Below are 15760 nucleotides of genomic sequence, written 5' to 3' on the forward strand. Positions count from 1 at the left end.
AAAGCCCCGTAAAATAGGAGACGCCTGCGGTGCTGCAGGACGCTCCTCTTGGTTAAATGAAAACAAATCTAGCTGCTGGATACTCATGCGATTTGAACAGCGACTCCGCCGTCAGAATTATCGAATCGGATAACCTGATCAAAGGCAGCCTGCGCATCTTCAATATGAGTAATGACCAATACTCGCTTAAAGCGTCCAGCCACAGCCTTGATGCTATCCAGCACAAGTGCACGGTGCTCAGCATCCTGCGAGCCAAGCCCCTCATCAATCGTAAGCCACTCTACTTTGCTACCAGCACGCTGAGCAAGCAGCTCGGCCAGTGCAAAGCGGATGGCGTAATCGATGCGAAGCTGCTCCCCGCCGCTGAACGTCTCATATGGCCGCTCAGCGGACCAGTCACCCACCATGATATCGAGTGTCTCAGATAAGCCGGCACGAGATTTAAGCTCGCGCTGCGTCTCGAAACGCACATAGTGCTTGCCCTTGCTCATCTGGCCAAGAATCTCATTGGCGATGCGCTCCAGCTGCGGAACAGCATTTTCAATGATGAGCGCCGGGATACCGTCGCGGCCATAGGCTTTAATAAGCGTTTGGTAGCGGGTCCACCGCACGGACAATGGCTCAAGCTCTGCATAGATCCGGTCACGCTCCTGCTGATCCGCCTCGAGCGACGCAAGTACAGCCTTAATGCCGCCGATATGCTCGGTCAAAGATGATTGCTGCTGTTTCACACGCTGAATAGCCACTCTGAGAACGGTCAGCTCCGCATCGATGCGGTCATGATCAAGCGTATCTAGTACGAGTGCATCATGCTCTATCTGTAAATCGGACTTGCGGACTTGCTTTGCCGCTATCGATAAGGAGATTGCGGCTATCCGTTCAGTTGCTGCCAGTCTGGCTTCCTGGGCAGCTGCGATTTGATCTTTAAGCCTCGCCCAGCGCTCTAGTCCTTCCGCATCCAGCTTTAATTGTGGAAGTGGCGCGAGTGCTGTTGAAAGCTGCTCAACCTGCTCTGTGACCTGTTGAAGCTTTTCTTGCTCGGCCACCCGCCGGGCAGCCGCTTCCTCATATTGGGAGCTAAGCTGCTCCAGCAACTCCTCTTTGCTAGCAAGCTGCGCATAGGCCGTATTGGCCTTATTAAGCTGATCAACCCTCTGTCGGCAGGCTTTATGCGACATATTGTGATATTGAAGTGCATCTTGCTGCTGCCGTTTGTCTGCGATAACAGCGGCTTGCCTGTCCAATTCAGAGCGGTCAAGCTCCGTGAGTTGACGCCGCAATTCCGGAAGCTCGGCAACCGCCACTGAGGCCTCGTGCTGAAATTTGCAGGTTGGTAAGCAACCGCTGTCGTGCATCAACGCCTCTTTTTGCTCAAGGACGCCGATCTTGTCGCCAAGAACGCGCTCCTGCAGCTCAATATAAGCTCGCTGGCGCTCATGCTCCGTGTCAGCAATGCGTAGTTCGGCGGCGAGCAGATTATGCTGCTCCGCCTGCTCCTCAAAGGCTTGAAGCCTAACCAACTCCAGTTCGTATTCGTTTGCTTGCTGCCGAAGAGTCTCGCGGCCAGCAAGCTCAAGTTGTAGGACATCCATCCGCCCTGAAAGGGATGATACCGACACGTCCAGCTTGGACAGGTCGGATGAGATAAGAGTCAAGCTCTGTTGCAGCCGGTTAAGCTCTGGCTGCTGCGCCTCCAAGGTGACGATTTGTTGATTAAGGATAACCAACGCGGCGGACTTGCTCTGAATCGTGTCAGCGTTAGCCAGAATCTTCTCAGCCCGATCAAGACGGCCAACATGCTCAGATTGCTCTGCATGCAATATGGAAATGTCATCATCTTCGCTGCCGATCTCACGATTGATATGACCGATACGCTCAGTCTTTGCCTTCAGGCTAGTTAAGGCAGCTTCGCTTGATTTAATAGCCACCTCATCCTGCTCGATCATGGCTAGCGTAATGCTGAGTTGATCCTCTGCCACCTCCAGCTCGATTGCCTTAGATGGCTTAACGGATAGGCGCTCATCCAGCGTCAGCAGCTTGTCCTTGCTCTTTTCAATTTCAATATTCAGGTCGGCACTCTTTTGCCGCGCCCTCTCCTGCAGTTGCTCGTATACATTGAGACCGAGGATTTGTGAGAGGATCTCCTTACGCTTGCCAGCCGTTGCACCCGTAAAGGCGTTGGCCTGCCCTTGAAGGATCATGGAGCTGGACGTGAACGTCTCGTCGTCCAGATTAAGCAGCTCCCGAATAACTGCCTCTGTATCGACAATCTTCTCGGCGGAGCGACTCTCCCATGCGCTATTCACACGCTGCTGTAACTCCAAGGTGGATTTACCTTTGCCCTTGGTGCTGCGCGTCCGGATAGCCCGGAAAATACAGCCCTGATGCTCAAACCAAAACTCTACGGACATTTCCTGCTCGCCGCGGCGAACGAGGTCGTCCAGGCTTACACCCTTGACCACATCCCCAAAAAGTGCGAAGCGCGGAGCCAAAGTGAAAGCGGAACTCTTACCCGCTCCGTTCTTCCCTGCGATGGCCGCCAAGGAAACCGCCGACAAATCAATGTCGGCGTGGCTCACGGCTCTGAAATTATTAAGGACTATGCGTAATGGAATCACCTGTAGCAACCTCCTTGTTCAATACCTTCCATTCTTCTGGCCATACGTACTTTCCATTAATCATTTGAACAACGATATGATCGCTGCTATCTGTCACACGAATTTCTTTAAACATTCCTGTTTTCCCGTGCAACTGCGTATATCGATGAACTTCCTCAGGCGAATTGAGTTTCACGGAAGGGGTATGCCATCCATCAGGTTCGGGAAAGCAATACCCGTAGAAAACTTCGTTCAAATCGCGGTCACCTCTATCATGTTTTCTTTTGAGGAAGCTACTTCCGCCATAAAAGCGGGTGGAAATATTCGTACAATGGCATCAACTATCTGATCAGCCATTTCCATAACTAAATGAAGACGTGTGTTTTGCAGAACGAAATATTCCATAAAGCCACCTACGTTCACAATTCCGCTTATATGATAATCACCTACAGGGGTAAGATCTTTACCCACCCCCGCCCCTGGTTTTATAGGACCAATACCAGGCTGTAACTTGCCTACACTAGAAACGCGTCCCAAGCATGCGTCAATTGCAATGACCTTCCTCTTAGGAGGGATTTTTTCCAAGCATTCATTCAAATTCTCGGCATGGCAAGGGTCCTCTAACGTACCAATGACATGGTAACCCAACCGTTTTAGGGATGTACCAACTAATGGGCCGAGTGAGTCGCCCGTCGAGCGATCGGTACCGATGCAAACGAAAGTGACATGCTTCAATCGGTTTGGAATAATCCTTCTTAATTCCTTTGTGAAATCGTTCATGTCGGCTCCTCCATTAGATCCGTCGTCATGGCCAGCAGCTCCTCGATCTCATCTGCATCAAGGCCTTGATTGTTCCCCCAAGCAGCAAGAGCGGTAAGCGGGCTCAGCCCCTCAGTGACCTCAACGTCACGAATGCGTTCGCTCCGCTCAACCTCTGCCCGGATCTCGGCAACAAAAAACGCGCCGGCATCATACAGTGCCTTTTCAAGCGATCGGCGGTCGAACTGTTTCTGCAACTCCTCGCTGCAGGCGTAACGGACTCGGACGATTGCATCCTGAATGCTTGCAAAATCGTCCACCTGTCCATCAAGCCAGGCTTGAATGTCCATGTCGCACCAATCGATCGTTTTAAAGCGGCGGGCAAAAGTCTTGATAAACTCGGAATTGGCGAATTTAGTAGTAAACGTCTCCGTATCATGAATCCAAAATCCCGGCTCCGTATGCTCATCCCCAAAGTTATGCCGTTCTGGCGCCCCGCTGTAATATACATTGCTGCCAGCGAACTGCGGCCTGTGAATATGCCCCAAACAAACTAGATCGAACATGCGAGCCGCCTCGTCCGTGAGGATCGGCTCGTTTTGCAGCAGCGCGTCCTCGAACCCTGTGTCTGCTAAATCAAAGCTTAAATGACTTAGGAGGATGGTCGGAACAGCTTCACCGGCATGATAGGCCGTTGCATAATCTGCTAAATCCCGGCATTGATCCGTAATCCATTCCGTCATTTTGCTGTGAAATTCATGTGGTGGAAGTCCAGCAAAAGCTGCTTCCGTCGCGAAGTTGGAACGATTCATCCCAGGCAAGCAAGCAATATTCACACCGTGAACATGTACGTTCTCGGGTTCCGTAAATACTTGCACCCTCGGAATCTGCATCTCTCGGATCAAGTGATAGGCGCTGATGGCGTCATGCGACGGTGTGCCGCTGATTACGATAACCTCAATGCCTGCATACGACAGGCGGCGTAGCCACGCGACAAACGCCTGAATCTCGGCCGTCGCCCGATCAATGAATACTCGGGCATCCTTAAAGGCATCGCCTGCAAACAATACCAGCTCGCATTCCTCAGTGATAATTCGGCTGGCCACCCAGTCCATTGTGCTAGTGATATCCTCAAAGCGTGAGGCCGGCGTGGGGCCGGCATAGCCGAACCCCCAATGACTATCAGCAACGTGAGCAATTTTCATCGCAAATCACCCGGCGGTTCTTCATAATCATTACCTTGTCCGGCTTGCTCAAGGTCTTCCAGATAATCAGCGACTGTTCGCCAGTCAGCCGCAGTTACAACTTCCTTCATGACTTGCTTAATCTCACGCCCCAAGGCGTTTGATGCTTCAGCGGCCAGCCCGTTCCAGTCCATCTCAAGTCGATTTTTGATAGCCAGCGCCCGATTTTTAGGAAGGGCAGCATTATCCCCTGTGCCGCCAGAAGGTCGCGGGGAGGTTGACTGCCCCGCTGAACGATTACTTTGTTGCCGCGGCGGTGCGGTTGACCGCCTTTCCTGCTCTCCTTCTGGATCTTCGCCATGGAGGTAAGCGTCCAACTCCTCCTGAGTTTGAGAGAAAATTCCGCTCGAACGAGTAGCAGAAAGCACAGCATCAACCAAAGCTCGTTTTTTCGACATCTTTAGCACCGTGTTCCAAATGGAGTGCATATCGTCATTTTCGAGACGATATTTAATCCACGGCGGCTTGCCGGTTTTGGCGAAGTCCTTGCTCACCAAATCACGCACATCTATTTCACGGGGAAGATCGCGTTCGGTCACCCACCGCCAACGGTAGCGACTCTCGTAGGTATTTGCGTGGCCAAGCCCTTCCGCTATGATTGCGCCTGTGTGGCGGTGAATCAGTCGAATGGTGACGTCAACGGCATAATAGCCTGTCTCGTGAACCTTGTCCTCCACTTTGGCGGCAATCGTAGGAGCAAGATTATAAAACTCGCAAAGCCCCTCAGCTCCAGCCTTATACAGCGTTGGTTTGTTGGTGCCGGGAATAATGCCGTAATCGACACCTTCCACCATGACCTCGCGGAAGAATTCTTTTGTAAGATTAAGCTTTTGTTTCATGCTATCCAGCTTCTTTCTGAGATCGGCTGCACTGCCGAACTCAAGATCAACGATCGCTCCTCCTCCAGAGTTTCCGCCGGAGGACTGAGGCGCTGCGGTGAGGTTGTCGCTCAATTAAGCAGCCCCCTTCAGGAGATCCGCTACCGCACGGAGTGCGCGAAGCTCATCTTTACCTTTTCCGAGACGAGCAACAGCGTTCTTCAGGCGCATTTCCGCATCGGCTAGCGCTTCGCGTTCGTGTTCCGTGAACTGGCGAACTTGTGCGGCGCGAATCTCTGCATTCTTACCATCAATGACATTGCCGAGCAGCAGCGAATCTTCTTTCTGCTGCAGCGACTCCTTTGCACTTACTACTAGCATGTGCTCCTGCAGCACAATATCCTCAGCTGCAGCAATCTCCGACGGCAGCTCCAATAAACGATTAATAAGGGCTTGTTTATCCATGATCGTTCTCCTTTACGCCCCCATGCTTTCATGCTAGAATGGGGGCATCCATAGTTTGGTGATAGCCCGGTGCAACGGGCTATTTTTCATGCTTGCATAATTGAGCGGGCAAGTGCCTACTTCGTTACGTCAATCTTCTGGAGCCACAGCTCTGCTGTCTCCAGTTGTGTGATAGCTACGCTCGCCTCACGGCTGCGATCCAGATCCTGAGCTGCTTTAATTGCCTCTGCTACCTTTTTCAAAGCTGTTTGCAATTTCGACATGTCCCTCTCCTCCTTCCGTTTGAATTTGATGTGTCAGCCACATCTCCGGACACCGCAACGAGGAGACGGTGCGATGCCTGGAGACAAGGCTGAGCCTTGTCCTGCTTAAATGCCTGCATGTGCAGCGAGCTGCTTGATTGCTTTGCGGCTGTAAAGCTTGCCTTGGAACATAACGAGATCCTCATCGCTACCGCTGATCACACAGCCAGGAGCATATTTTTTAAATACGATAGAATCGCCGTTCACAAAAATTTCGAGCGGATCTCCTTCTGCGATACCAAATGTGCGACGAAGCTCCATTGGAAGAACCACGCGACCCAAACTATCAACCTTACGAACAACACCCGTTGCTTTCATATATAAAAACCTCCATGTAATTTGTAATTTTTAAAAATCCGTGTTAAAGTGAAAAAATCAAATTTAATAAACAGAACTCAAAACAAGTGTTTCACCCCTGAAAATCAGTCGCCCCCCCAGGCGGCTGTTTTCGTTTTCCTCCCCTCTTTTAATCAACTCTAGCTGCTCCGCTTCAACTGCAGCGATTTCGCCTTCAACCCAATCTTGTGCTGCCGGCAGTACGTCGGCGTTAAACCATTCCGGATGCACCACCGTTGCAGTGAGCATGACGTCCAACTCATCGACTCGCCGCTGCAGTTGCTGCAATTGTTTCCTCAAGCTCTCTCACCCCCTCTCCAGCGTATTCACCACGGAGGATCGCCTCTGTGATCTTGAGTGCCTCCTGTAGATGATCCGCATTGCTATTTATTGAGCGAAGCGTCTGGACGGACTGTAATCCGCCATCGCCATCCCTCTTGTAAACATCGAAGTGCATGCTGCATCCTGATACGAGCATAAATTGAAGAACATACTTATCTGACAATGACACTTGTTGAATCTTTCCCCCTTTTTTCAAGGCGCTGCAATCTTTTTGAAGCTCTATATCTGTCGAGCTCCTCTTGTTCGTAATTTACAGTAGTGCGAATACGTGTCGGAGTAACTTCCCCGTCGTCAGTTATCCTTCGGAGGGTCGAAATAGATATTTTCAAATAACGGGCGGCTTCCTCAGAGGTAAACAAATTGTTGTATAACCTCTGGGTAATTGCCGGCTCGAGCTCCGCAAGGATTTCTTCGCGAAGCTCCCTTTTCACATCGGCCCTGAATGCTTCAATAAAGTCGACAGTGTTCAAGGCTTGCCTCCCCCCTTAAGCTCCTCGACGATTTCCCGAAGTAATTGTTCCTTTTTCTGTTTCTTTTCTGCAGCTGTCATGATTGCTCCCCCTCAAAAGTCGCCTCAGTGTTGACTTTGTCGACAAAAAAAATGGTCCAATCCAAGCCTAGTTCACTCGCGATCTCTTTTGCCAACTTTACCGAAGGAACGCGGTTATAGTTGACCAATTGATTGTAGTATTGGCGGGTGATATTTAGTTTTTCGGCCATTTGTTCTTGGGAGAGCTCCCTTTTTTTTCGCTCCCGCTCCACTACGTGCGGGGTATCTGCTGTACGAGTCATATTAATCAGCCCCTCTCTTGTCGCCCAGCTGTTGACTTAAATAATAAATCAACGCTGTGTGTATGTCAACTGATATATTTCAATCAATTTTATGATTTTGTCAACTATGTGTTTACTTTTTCAGGGAAGTGTTTATAATAAGGAGCAAAGGGAGGAATTACTTTGTACGGACCTAAATTGAGGGCTTTAAGAAATATTGAAGGTTGGACGCAAGAGTTTGTTGCCAAGAAATTGGGTGTATCTAAACAGACTTACTCCCATTATGAAAATGAAAAAAGAACACCTAGTTTAGATATGATAAAAAAACTTGCTTCTTTTTATGGAGTTGACATAGATGATGTGTTTGCAGATGAATCAACCAGTAGTGTTGTTACCCTTCCGATTTACACTAGAATCGACCTTATTACAGGGATTCCCTCCCCTGAGGATATTGTAGGTTTTGAAGTCACTCCAAAAGAATGGTTATCGGCCGGAGAATATTTTTATTTCCGTGCTGCAGATGATAGTATGACCGGTGCTCGTATACATAAAGGTGACTTGTTACTTATCAGAGCGCATTCTCCAGCAGCAAATGGCGAGATTGTATTAGCTGTGGCTAATGGATCCGCCGTGTTAAGACGTATTTATCAAAACGGAGAACAAACTGTACTGCAGGCTGAAAACCCACAGCATCCGCCTCTTTTTTGTGCTGCTTCAGAAATCACAGTAGTAGGCAAGGTCATTAAAACAGTTATTAATTTTTAAGGAGGTGATGCTTTTGATTTGAGCAGGGGCTGTTTCAATACAAAATATATTATAGGAGAGGAGTTACCTTCGGTTGGCTTATTATGAACACAAAAGCGGCAACAAATATAAACTTGTCGCGAAGGACCCTGATTCGGTGGGATGGAAACGTAAGAGTACAACAATAGAAGTCCCCGCTGAGATTGCGAAGAATGAACGGAAGTTGCAGCTATATCTAGCTTCCGAGTTGCTCAATTTCGAAAAGAAAGTTTCTAACGGAGAAATAATAAAGACCAAGAATATCTCATTGTCTGATTTTGTACAGACCTGGGATAAAGGTTACGCCGAATCGAACATGGGGGAATATACCCAGTTCGTAAATAATAACTTTCTCCGGATTTACATTCTGCCAAAATTCGGCGCTATGCGGATCGATAAAATAACTACGTTGCACCTTGTGAATTTTTTTGCCGAGCTTGTCAAAAAGAATGGACAGCCTATGGCAACAAATACAAAGCTTAATATTTATAAGGCCGCAAAGAGTGTCTTCGATGCTGCAGTTTCATGGAACATTATTATGATTAATCCCATTGATGGAGTAAAAAGGCCAACTGCTCAGAAGAAGGAACGCAGGGCTTTGCGACTAAAGAAGAAGTCTTATACTAGGAAAGAAACCACGGTGGTCATACTCGCCCTATTCCGTCTCCCTAAAAAATGGATGTTATACTTCCTTGGGGTTTTGCTTGGCGGATTCCGTAGAGGGGAGTTTCTGGCCACGGAATGGGAAGAAGTTTATTTTGATGAAAGATGCGGGATCGATATTACAAAACAAATTACATTTGATAAGGAAGGCAAGAAAATCGAAGGAGAATTAAAAACTGACGAGAGCGAGGCCTTTGTTCCTATGCCTCGTTGGTACATGGATGCTTTGCGTGAATATTATCTTGAGTGGAAAAAAGAGAAGCTTCTCCGCCGTAAATGGAAAGGCGGAAAGAAAAATTACATTTTCCATAAAGGATGGGGCGAGATGTACTTCCCTGGATCGGCAACGAAGAAATGGAGCGATTTCCTGCAGGATAATAATTTACCGATTATTCGTTTGCATGACCTCCGTCATACAACGGCCATGCTACTTCGTGAGAGTGGTGCAGATATTAAAACCATTCAGGAGAGGCTGCGCCATGCCCGTACAGCCACAACCACCGATATTTATATGCATAAATCGGAAATGGTAAGCCGTGACGCTGCCGATCGTTTAGAGTCATTAAATCCAATGGCTGGTCAAAATTCCCCCCAGCATTCCCCCGGAGCAGCGGTTTAGTTTCCCGGAAGTTATCCCGATATAAAAGAAAAAGCCTTGCGCTACAAGGCTTTTAAGGGTATTGCTTCGTTAAGCGGGTGATGGGAATCGAACCCACGCTATTAGCTTGGAAGGCTAAAGTTCTACCATTGAACTACACCCGCAAATATGGTCGGGACGACACGATTTGAACATGCGACCCCCTGGTCCCAAACCAGGTGCTCTACCAAGCTGAGCTACGTCCCGACAGACGATTCTTTTGTAAAGAAATGGCGTGCCCTAAGAGATTCGAACTCCTGGCCTTTTGATTCGTAGTCAAACGCTCTATCCAGCTGAGCTAAGGGCACACAATATGGAGCGGACGACGAGATTCGAACTCGCGACCCTCGCCTTGGCAAGGCGATGCTCTACCACTGAGCCACGTCCGCATAATATTTTCGCCTAAGTTTATTAACCATTTCATCGCGGCGACAAGTAATAATATATCATGTTGAGAAGGGAATTGCAACTGTTATTTGATCTTTTTCAAAAAAACTTTTTTCTCCGTTTTGAAATTCGCTTTGCTTCATGCCTTGCCGTAAAAACAACAAACCGCGCTCCTTCAAGCACGGTTTGATGACAGACTATACAACTCCAGCTAATGCTGGTTTCTTATCAAGAATAGCTTTGGATGCAGCTGATTCCCCTGCGAGCGCATAAGGCATGCACAGCGGTACACCAGTGCGTGGATCAGGCATAATATCCGCTTCAATGTTAAACACCTCACGCAAAATCTCAGGTGTCATAACCTGTTGCGGCGAGCCTTCTCCGACGACACTGCCTTTTTTAATAGCAATCATATGATGCGCATAACGCGAAGCGTGGTTCAGGTCATGGACAACCATAACGACCGTTCGTTTATTAACCTCGTTAAGCTTCTCAAGCAAATGCAATACTTCAAGCTGATGCGCCATATCAAGGAAAGTTGTCGGCTCATCCAAAAATAAAATATCCGTTTCCTGTGCCAATGACATCGCAATCCATGCACGCTGACGTTGGCCACCTGACAGCTGGTCAACTGGACGGTCTGCAAAATCAACCATCCCTGTCGCTTCGATTGCCCATTGGATAATTTTACGGTCATCCTTGCTCACAGAGCCAAAGCCCTTCTGATAAGGAAAACGTCCATACGATACAAGCTCGGATACGGTCAGACCGTCTGGAGCAGTCGGATTTTGCGGCAAAATCGCCAGCTGCTTCGCCACTTCCTTCGTCGCTTGCTTATGAATCGACTTCCCATCCAGCAATACGCTGCCTGCAGATGGATTCATCAGACGAGCCATCGTTTTCAAAATCGTCGATTTACCCGAACCGTTAGACCCGACCAACGCAGTAATTTTTCCTTGTGGGATAGCAATATTCAGATCTTGAACGATTAACCGTTCATCATAAGCAATGTCGAGATTCGATGTTGTGAGGCGAATCATGTGACATGCACGCTCCTTCCGATGCCCGCTTAGACGGGTTTTTTGCTGAATTTATTATATAAAAACATTGGACTTGTCATTCATTAAACATGATAACTATTATCAGTATCATTCAATAATTAATGATAATCGTTCTCACGTATAATGTCAATGAAAATAAAGCAATTGTTAAGGCTAAAATAATTTTGCATAGCCCCTACACGGCCCAAAGGCTTCTTATTTTTGCAAGAAGCCTTTGCTGCGGAGGAAATCGCCCATATGCAGACGCGGATGATTGATTTTGGCCGCCATTGATTCGGACCAGCTCGTATTCAGCTTGCCTTCCGAGCGCTCCAGCATATACTGCCTAATCGTCCCGTCATACTGCTGGATGCCGCTTTCCACCGCTTCCTGATCATAGCTGTTTTCATGCAATATCGCCTGCTGTGGCAATCTTGGACGCGTCAGCGGCGCTTGATCCGGCTCCCCCATGCACATCCCGAATACGGGGTACACATGCGATGGCAGCCCTAATAGCGCTGAAACCTCTTGTGGATTGTTGCGGATACCGCCAATATAGACGATTCCGTAGCCAAGCGATTCCGCCGCGATCGCTGCATTTTGAGCAGCCAGCGCTGTATCTACCGTTGCAACGATAAAATTTTCAACCGTACTCGTAAGCTCGCCTTCATAATGGAGCTTGGCTGCCTGCTCATAACGGTACAGATCGGCGCACCACACGAGAAATACCGGGCATTCCTCAATATAGGCCTGGTTGCCAGAAAGCTCGGCCAGCTTTTTCCGCTTATCTTGGTCACTCACGTTGATTACCGTGAAGCATTGCATGCTGCTTGAGGTAGAAGCCTGCTGCGCCGCCTCTATTATTTTTGCCAGTGCCGGCTGTGGAATGGGGGTCGATTTAAATTTCCGTATGGATCGGTGATTAAGCAGCACGTCTATCGTTTCAGGCCACATCGCAATCAACTCTTTTCTTATATAGTTTCACTTATTAACTTACATCTTCCTTATGCAAAAAAGCGACCGCTTCATCAAGCTGCCCATCAATGGCAAGCGGCGAATAAACCCACCATTTGTTAAAAGGGACAATATGCATTCTGCCACTGCGGACAGCCGCGAGATTCCGCCATCGTTCGGACATTTTCAACTCGTTAAAAGCTTCTGGAGCCCCTTGATCCTTCGGATTGACCATTATAATGAGCCGATCAGCGTCGTATTTTGACAGTTCATCATACGGCTTAGGCTCGGAAAAAATAAACGGCTCTCCCGCCTCCATATGCTGCTTCACAAGTGGATGGGGATTGAGGCCAAGTGTCCGAAAAAAGACATGTCCCATATTGCGGCTCCCTACTATTCTGAACGTATCACATTCCATGACCAGCACGGCGCAAGTCTCCATGCCGCCAATATGATGCTGGATCCGTTCCCTCGCTTGATCAGCTTTAGCCAAATGCCGTTCCATCCATTCTCGTTCCTGTCTCCGCTTGCCTACAACTGCTGAAATTTGTCGCAGCTGCCCATAAACGTCCTGGGTATGCCAATCGATAGGAATAACCTCAGCCAACTGGCTAAGCTGCTCCTGCTCCTCAGACAGCATATGCTCATAACCAAAAATCAAGTCAGGCTTCATGGCACGAACAGCATCCATGTCACAGGGTTCCCATTTGAAGGGCGTCATTGCTCTTGCATGCTCACGCACATAATAATTTTCGAATAGATGGTAATCGGGGGCACCTACAGGCACATGACCAAGTGCGAGCAAATGCGACGTATAGAGAAGGCCAATAACCCTTGGTTCTCTCGTTTGCATATATACTCGAGGAGATACCCCCACATGCTGCTTAAACTTTCTGCTAAAATAAAATTCATCCTTGAAGCCAACATGACTGGCTACTGTGACCATATCATTCGAAGCCACCAGCAATAGCTTCTTGGCCCGTTCCATACGCAGCTTGCCCAAATAATCCATCGGGCTTGCTCCCGTAACCTGCTTGAACAAATGAGTATATTGTCGTATGCCCACACCCGCTAAATCCGCGAGCTCCTGCAGTCTCATTTTGCCTTTATAGTTTTCCTTCATATATAAAATCGTTCGTTCTACGACATGCTCCGCATCCTTAGAATCGTTAGAAGCTGAAGCGGAAGTGGCAAATAAATAAATGGCCTCCTGCAGCAAAATATTGCGCTTAAATCGCTCCATTCCGCTCACAGCCGTTCGTAAATCAAACAGTAAATCCAAAACGTCCATTAATGGTGCAAACGGCTTAATGAAGAGGGGGCGGCCAGCAGCGAAGGAAAGCAGCTTTTCCCCATCTTCTTCATCGCCAGCAGATGCTGCTTCAAATTCAAGCGAATAATACTGAATCCGCCCATCCACTGATCCATCGACCTCTATAGTTGCCTTGGGCTCGAACAGAACGCAAGTGCCTGGCTGAAGCGGTATAGGACGCCCATGGAGCAGCACCGTTGCCGTTCCTTGCGTTATGGTCCATAACGTGTGCACCTTAGCATTCTGAGACAGCGCTGGCTCTCCTCCGGTAAATGAGCCTTTGCCAAGCTGAACCCAGCGGAGCTGCAAATCATCTATATGCTCACCTTTATCGGCCATTTGTCCCTATGCTCCTTTCTTTATGATAACCGTTCTCAGCAATGTTACCATTTTATTTTAGCGGAAAAATGCCATAAAAAAAAGCTTTCCTGTTGAATCAGGAAAGCTGCCTTGCCAACACTTCGTTTATTTTTTGAATAGCTGCATGGTTTCATCCAGCAGAGCATCAGTTGAGAACAAAGTATAGGACCACCATTTTTCATGCGGCACGATATAAACTTTGCCATTTTTCACTGCGGAAAGACTTTTCCAAATTGCTGATTGCTGCATTTCTTCAAAAAATTGCTCGGAACCCGGCTGCGTAATATCTACTTTGACGATCAACCGGTCGGCATCATACTCCGGCAGTTTTTCAAGTGATAGCGAATCGGTATAAACAAAATAATCATCGCTTTCATCGATTTGCTTCTGAATCGACGGCAGCGGTTTAAGCCCCAGCAAATCATAGAGGACATGTCCCATGTTGCGATTGCCAGCTACCTGAAAGGAGTTTTTGAAAATCTGGATAGCAGCAACTGTCTCATCCGGCTCAACATACTGCTTGATTTCCTCCTTGTATTTCGCCGCTTTCTCTTCATGCTGCTTAATCCATTGCGCGGCCTCTGCTTCTTTCCCTACAATACCGGCTATGAACTGCAGCTGCTCATACAAATTTACTTCCCATGGATAGATGACCGTAGGTGCAATTTTACTCAGCTGATCAACTACATCTGCTTCGACAAAGGAAGAAGCGATAATGAGATCAGGCTTTAATTCCAAAACCGACTCATAATTAATCGGATAATCTCCAGCAATCTTAATTTGATCTTTATAACTATTTAAATAGTAATCCGGTGTAATTTCATAATTCAAGCCGCCAATCGGCGTAATGCCTAGTGCCAGCAGTGGCGTAGTAGCGCTCACTGAAAAAATGCGCTGCGGGTTAGCCGGGATTTCTTTCTCTCCATATGAATCAGTGACCACGCGTGTATTAGAAGCGCCAGCCGGCTCTTGCTCAGTCGTTGCACTCGTCGGTTGTGCTGGAGATGCTGTTGATTCCGAACCCGAATTTGCTGCTGTTCCACAGCCTGCGAGAACGATCAGGCACCCTATAAGCAACGTGGCTAACCTAATCGTGTATTTCCTTGTTCCATTTACCACCGAACCCACCCTTTTCTGTTTCTTCATTGATAGTAATTCTCACTGCTATGCCATTATACACAATCAAACCATCAAGCAACATGGAAAATCAGGCGTATTTTACTGGATTAATTGGAGGAAGGGCTTTGATAAAATGAACATCAAAAAACCCTCTTATCATTTTCAGATAAAAGGGTTGAATTTAATTAAATGGTGCGCGTGGAGGGACTTGAACCCCCACGTCGTGAAACGCCAGATCCTAAGTCTGGTGCGTCTGCCAATTCCGCCACACGCGCATGGGTAAAGCTATAAGGAAAATGGTGAGTCATGTAGGATTCGAACCTACGACACCCTGATTAAAAGTCAGGTGCTCTACCAGCTGAGCTAATGACTCATATAAATGGCTGGGGATTCAGGGATCGAACCTGAGAATGACGGAGTCAAAGTCCGTTGCCTTACCGCTTGGCTAATCCCCAATAGATGGTGACCCGTAGGGGATTCGAACCCCTGTTACCTCCGTGAAAGGGAGGTGTCTTAACCCCTTGACCAACGGGCCTTACGAATAAAGCTGGAGCTCTCAACCGGGATCGAACCGGTGACCTCATCCTTACCATGGATGCACTCTACCTACTGAGCTATGAGAGCATATGGCTCCCCGAACAGGACTCGAACCTGTGACAACTCGATTAACAGTCGAGTGCTCTACCAACTGAGCTATCAGGGAATATTTCAGCTGTTCGTTGAATGACCTGGTAAAAAAGGTTCAACGGTAAAGACGCTACGATTGAGTTGCGCCTTGAAAACTGGATGCGAAAGACAAGTTTGAAACTTTAGCGTGTTTGTTAGGATAAGCCCTCGACCGATTAGTATTCGTCAGCTGCACGCATTGCTG

Annotated in this window: 18 protein-coding genes and 10 tRNA genes; 2 read left to right on the forward strand and 26 right to left on the reverse strand. The window is 48.0% G+C overall.

The window, feature by feature from the left end:
• Positions 1 to 83 precede the first annotated feature (83 nt).
• From WH37_RS26730 to WH37_RS26780, 12 genes are all read right to left on the reverse strand, one after another.
• The gene (locus tag WH37_RS26730) at positions 84 to 2618 is read right to left on the reverse strand and encodes an AAA family ATPase (RefSeq protein WP_046233704.1); all 2535 of its coding nucleotides are present in this window, start codon (positions 2616 to 2618) and stop codon (positions 84 to 86) included.
• Positions 2593 to 2853, reverse strand: coding sequence for a hypothetical protein (locus tag WH37_RS36100; protein WP_046233705.1), 261 nt, complete (start codon positions 2851 to 2853; stop codon positions 2593 to 2595). The genes WH37_RS26730 and WH37_RS36100 overlap by 26 nt, the downstream gene beginning before the upstream one ends.
• A complete protein-coding gene (gene yyaC, locus WH37_RS26740; protein ID WP_052737243.1) occupies positions 2850 to 3377 on the reverse strand; it encodes a spore protease YyaC in 528 nt (175 codons plus the stop codon). The genes WH37_RS36100 and yyaC overlap by 4 nt, the downstream gene beginning before the upstream one ends.
• Complete coding sequence (locus tag WH37_RS26745) at positions 3374 to 4561, reverse strand: metallophosphoesterase family protein (RefSeq protein WP_046233706.1); 1188 nt, start codon at positions 4559 to 4561, stop codon at positions 3374 to 3376. Before WH37_RS26745 ends, yyaC begins: the two co-directional genes overlap by 4 nt.
• Positions 4558 to 5553, reverse strand: coding sequence for a hypothetical protein (locus WH37_RS33985; RefSeq protein ID WP_052737244.1), 996 nt, complete (start codon positions 5551 to 5553; stop codon positions 4558 to 4560). Before WH37_RS33985 ends, WH37_RS26745 begins: the two co-directional genes overlap by 4 nt.
• A complete protein-coding gene (locus tag WH37_RS26755) occupies positions 5554 to 5883 on the reverse strand; it encodes a hypothetical protein (protein ID WP_046233707.1) in 330 nt (109 codons plus the stop codon).
• A gap of 116 nt (positions 5884 to 5999) precedes the next feature.
• Positions 6000 to 6146, reverse strand: coding sequence for a hypothetical protein (locus tag WH37_RS35800; protein WP_156182383.1), 147 nt, complete (start codon positions 6144 to 6146; stop codon positions 6000 to 6002).
• Positions 6147 to 6251: 105 nt separating this feature from the next.
• On the reverse strand, positions 6252 to 6503 hold the full coding sequence (locus WH37_RS26760) for an AbrB/MazE/SpoVT family DNA-binding domain-containing protein (RefSeq protein ID WP_046233708.1): 252 nt from the start codon (positions 6501 to 6503) through the stop codon (positions 6252 to 6254).
• A 63-nt stretch (positions 6504 to 6566) separates the two neighbouring features.
• On the reverse strand, positions 6567 to 6821 hold the full coding sequence (locus WH37_RS26765; RefSeq protein WP_143088638.1) for a hypothetical protein: 255 nt from the start codon (positions 6819 to 6821) through the stop codon (positions 6567 to 6569).
• Complete coding sequence (locus WH37_RS36105) at positions 6781 to 7032, reverse strand: hypothetical protein (RefSeq protein ID WP_046233710.1); 252 nt, start codon at positions 7030 to 7032, stop codon at positions 6781 to 6783. The genes WH37_RS26765 and WH37_RS36105 overlap by 41 nt, the downstream gene beginning before the upstream one ends.
• Positions 7016 to 7333, reverse strand: a complete 318-nt coding sequence (locus WH37_RS33990; RefSeq protein WP_052737245.1) for a helix-turn-helix domain-containing protein — start codon at positions 7331 to 7333, stop codon at positions 7016 to 7018. Before WH37_RS33990 ends, WH37_RS36105 begins: the two co-directional genes overlap by 17 nt.
• Before the next feature lie 76 nt (positions 7334 to 7409).
• Positions 7410 to 7655: a helix-turn-helix transcriptional regulator gene (locus tag WH37_RS26780; protein ID WP_046233711.1), complete on the reverse strand. Its 246-nt coding sequence runs from the start codon at positions 7653 to 7655 to the stop codon at positions 7410 to 7412.
• A 162-nt stretch (positions 7656 to 7817) separates the two neighbouring features.
• Here WH37_RS26780 and WH37_RS26785 point away from each other — a divergent pair, with 162 nt between their 5' ends.
• Positions 7818 to 8399: a LexA family protein gene (locus tag WH37_RS26785; protein ID WP_231594380.1), complete on the forward strand. Its 582-nt coding sequence runs from the start codon at positions 7818 to 7820 to the stop codon at positions 8397 to 8399.
• 73 nt (positions 8400 to 8472) lie between these two features.
• Positions 8473 to 9699 (forward strand): tyrosine-type recombinase/integrase, encoded by a 1227-nt coding sequence (locus WH37_RS26790; protein WP_046233712.1) that lies wholly within the window; start codon positions 8473 to 8475, stop codon positions 9697 to 9699.
• Positions 9700 to 9771: 72 nt separating this feature from the next.
• Here the strand turns inward: WH37_RS26790 and WH37_RS26795 are convergent.
• The 14 genes from WH37_RS26795 to WH37_RS26860 all read right to left on the reverse strand — a co-directional run bounded on the left by WH37_RS26795 (position 9772) and on the right by WH37_RS26860 (position 15592).
• Positions 9772 to 9842 (reverse strand) — tRNA-Gly (locus tag WH37_RS26795).
• 5 nt (positions 9843 to 9847) lie between these two features.
• Positions 9848 to 9924 (reverse strand) — tRNA-Pro (locus WH37_RS26800).
• A gap of 24 nt (positions 9925 to 9948) precedes the next feature.
• Positions 9949 to 10025 (reverse strand) — tRNA-Arg (locus tag WH37_RS26805).
• Positions 10026 to 10031: 6 nt separating this feature from the next.
• Positions 10032 to 10106: transfer RNA gene (locus WH37_RS26810), tRNA-Gly, on the reverse strand.
• 195 nt (positions 10107 to 10301) lie between these two features.
• Positions 10302 to 11144, reverse strand: coding sequence for an ABC transporter ATP-binding protein (locus WH37_RS26815; RefSeq protein ID WP_046233713.1), 843 nt, complete (start codon positions 11142 to 11144; stop codon positions 10302 to 10304).
• Between the two features lie 216 nt (positions 11145 to 11360).
• Positions 11361 to 12098 (reverse strand): oxygen-insensitive NADPH nitroreductase, encoded by a 738-nt coding sequence (nfsA, locus tag WH37_RS26820; RefSeq protein WP_046233714.1) that lies wholly within the window; start codon positions 12096 to 12098, stop codon positions 11361 to 11363.
• A gap of 34 nt (positions 12099 to 12132) precedes the next feature.
• Complete coding sequence (locus WH37_RS26825) at positions 12133 to 13749, reverse strand: helix-turn-helix domain-containing protein (RefSeq protein ID WP_046233715.1); 1617 nt, start codon at positions 13747 to 13749, stop codon at positions 12133 to 12135.
• Between the two features lie 126 nt (positions 13750 to 13875).
• Positions 13876 to 14847, reverse strand: a complete 972-nt coding sequence (locus WH37_RS26830) for an ABC transporter substrate-binding protein (protein ID WP_177218053.1) — start codon at positions 14845 to 14847, stop codon at positions 13876 to 13878.
• Between the two features lie 232 nt (positions 14848 to 15079).
• Positions 15080 to 15164 (reverse strand) — tRNA-Leu (locus WH37_RS26835).
• Between the two features lie 22 nt (positions 15165 to 15186).
• Positions 15187 to 15262: transfer RNA gene (locus WH37_RS26840), tRNA-Lys, on the reverse strand.
• A gap of 7 nt (positions 15263 to 15269) precedes the next feature.
• A tRNA-Gln gene (locus WH37_RS26845) sits at positions 15270 to 15344 on the reverse strand.
• Between the two features lie 5 nt (positions 15345 to 15349).
• A tRNA-Glu gene (locus WH37_RS26850) sits at positions 15350 to 15424 on the reverse strand.
• Positions 15425 to 15437: 13 nt separating this feature from the next.
• Positions 15438 to 15513, reverse strand: a tRNA-Thr gene (locus tag WH37_RS26855).
• Between the two features lie 3 nt (positions 15514 to 15516).
• Positions 15517 to 15592 (reverse strand) — tRNA-Asn (locus WH37_RS26860).
• Positions 15593 to 15760 lie beyond the last annotated feature (168 nt).

Source organism: Paenibacillus algorifonticola (assembly GCF_000971975.1).
Classification (GTDB): domain Bacteria; phylum Bacillota; class Bacilli; order Paenibacillales; family Paenibacillaceae; genus Pristimantibacillus; species Pristimantibacillus algorifonticola.

Coding starts and splice junctions, on each gene's coding strand:
- WH37_RS26755 (WP_046233707.1), bottom strand. CDS start 5,883: ATGGATAAACAAGCCCTTATTAATCGTTTATTGGAGCTGCCGTCGGAG.
- nfsA (WP_046233714.1), bottom strand. CDS start 12,098: ATGTGGCCTGAAACGATAGACGTGCTGCTTAATCACCGATCCATACGG.
- WH37_RS26760 (WP_046233708.1), bottom strand. CDS start 6,503: ATGAAAGCAACGGGTGTTGTTCGTAAGGTTGATAGTTTGGGTCGCGTG.
- WH37_RS26745 (WP_046233706.1), bottom strand. CDS start 4,561: ATGAAAATTGCTCACGTTGCTGATAGTCATTGGGGGTTCGGCTATGCC.
- WH37_RS35800 (WP_156182383.1), bottom strand. CDS start 6,146: ATGTCGAAATTGCAAACAGCTTTGAAAAAGGTAGCAGAGGCAATTAAA.
- WH37_RS26825 (WP_046233715.1), bottom strand. CDS start 13,749: ATGGCCGATAAAGGTGAGCATATAGATGATTTGCAGCTCCGCTGGGTT.
- WH37_RS26780 (WP_046233711.1), bottom strand. CDS start 7,655: ATGACTCGTACAGCAGATACCCCGCACGTAGTGGAGCGGGAGCGAAAA.
- WH37_RS26815 (WP_046233713.1), bottom strand. CDS start 11,144: ATGATTCGCCTCACAACATCGAATCTCGACATTGCTTATGATGAACGG.
- yyaC (WP_052737243.1), bottom strand. CDS start 3,377: ATGAACGATTTCACAAAGGAATTAAGAAGGATTATTCCAAACCGATTG.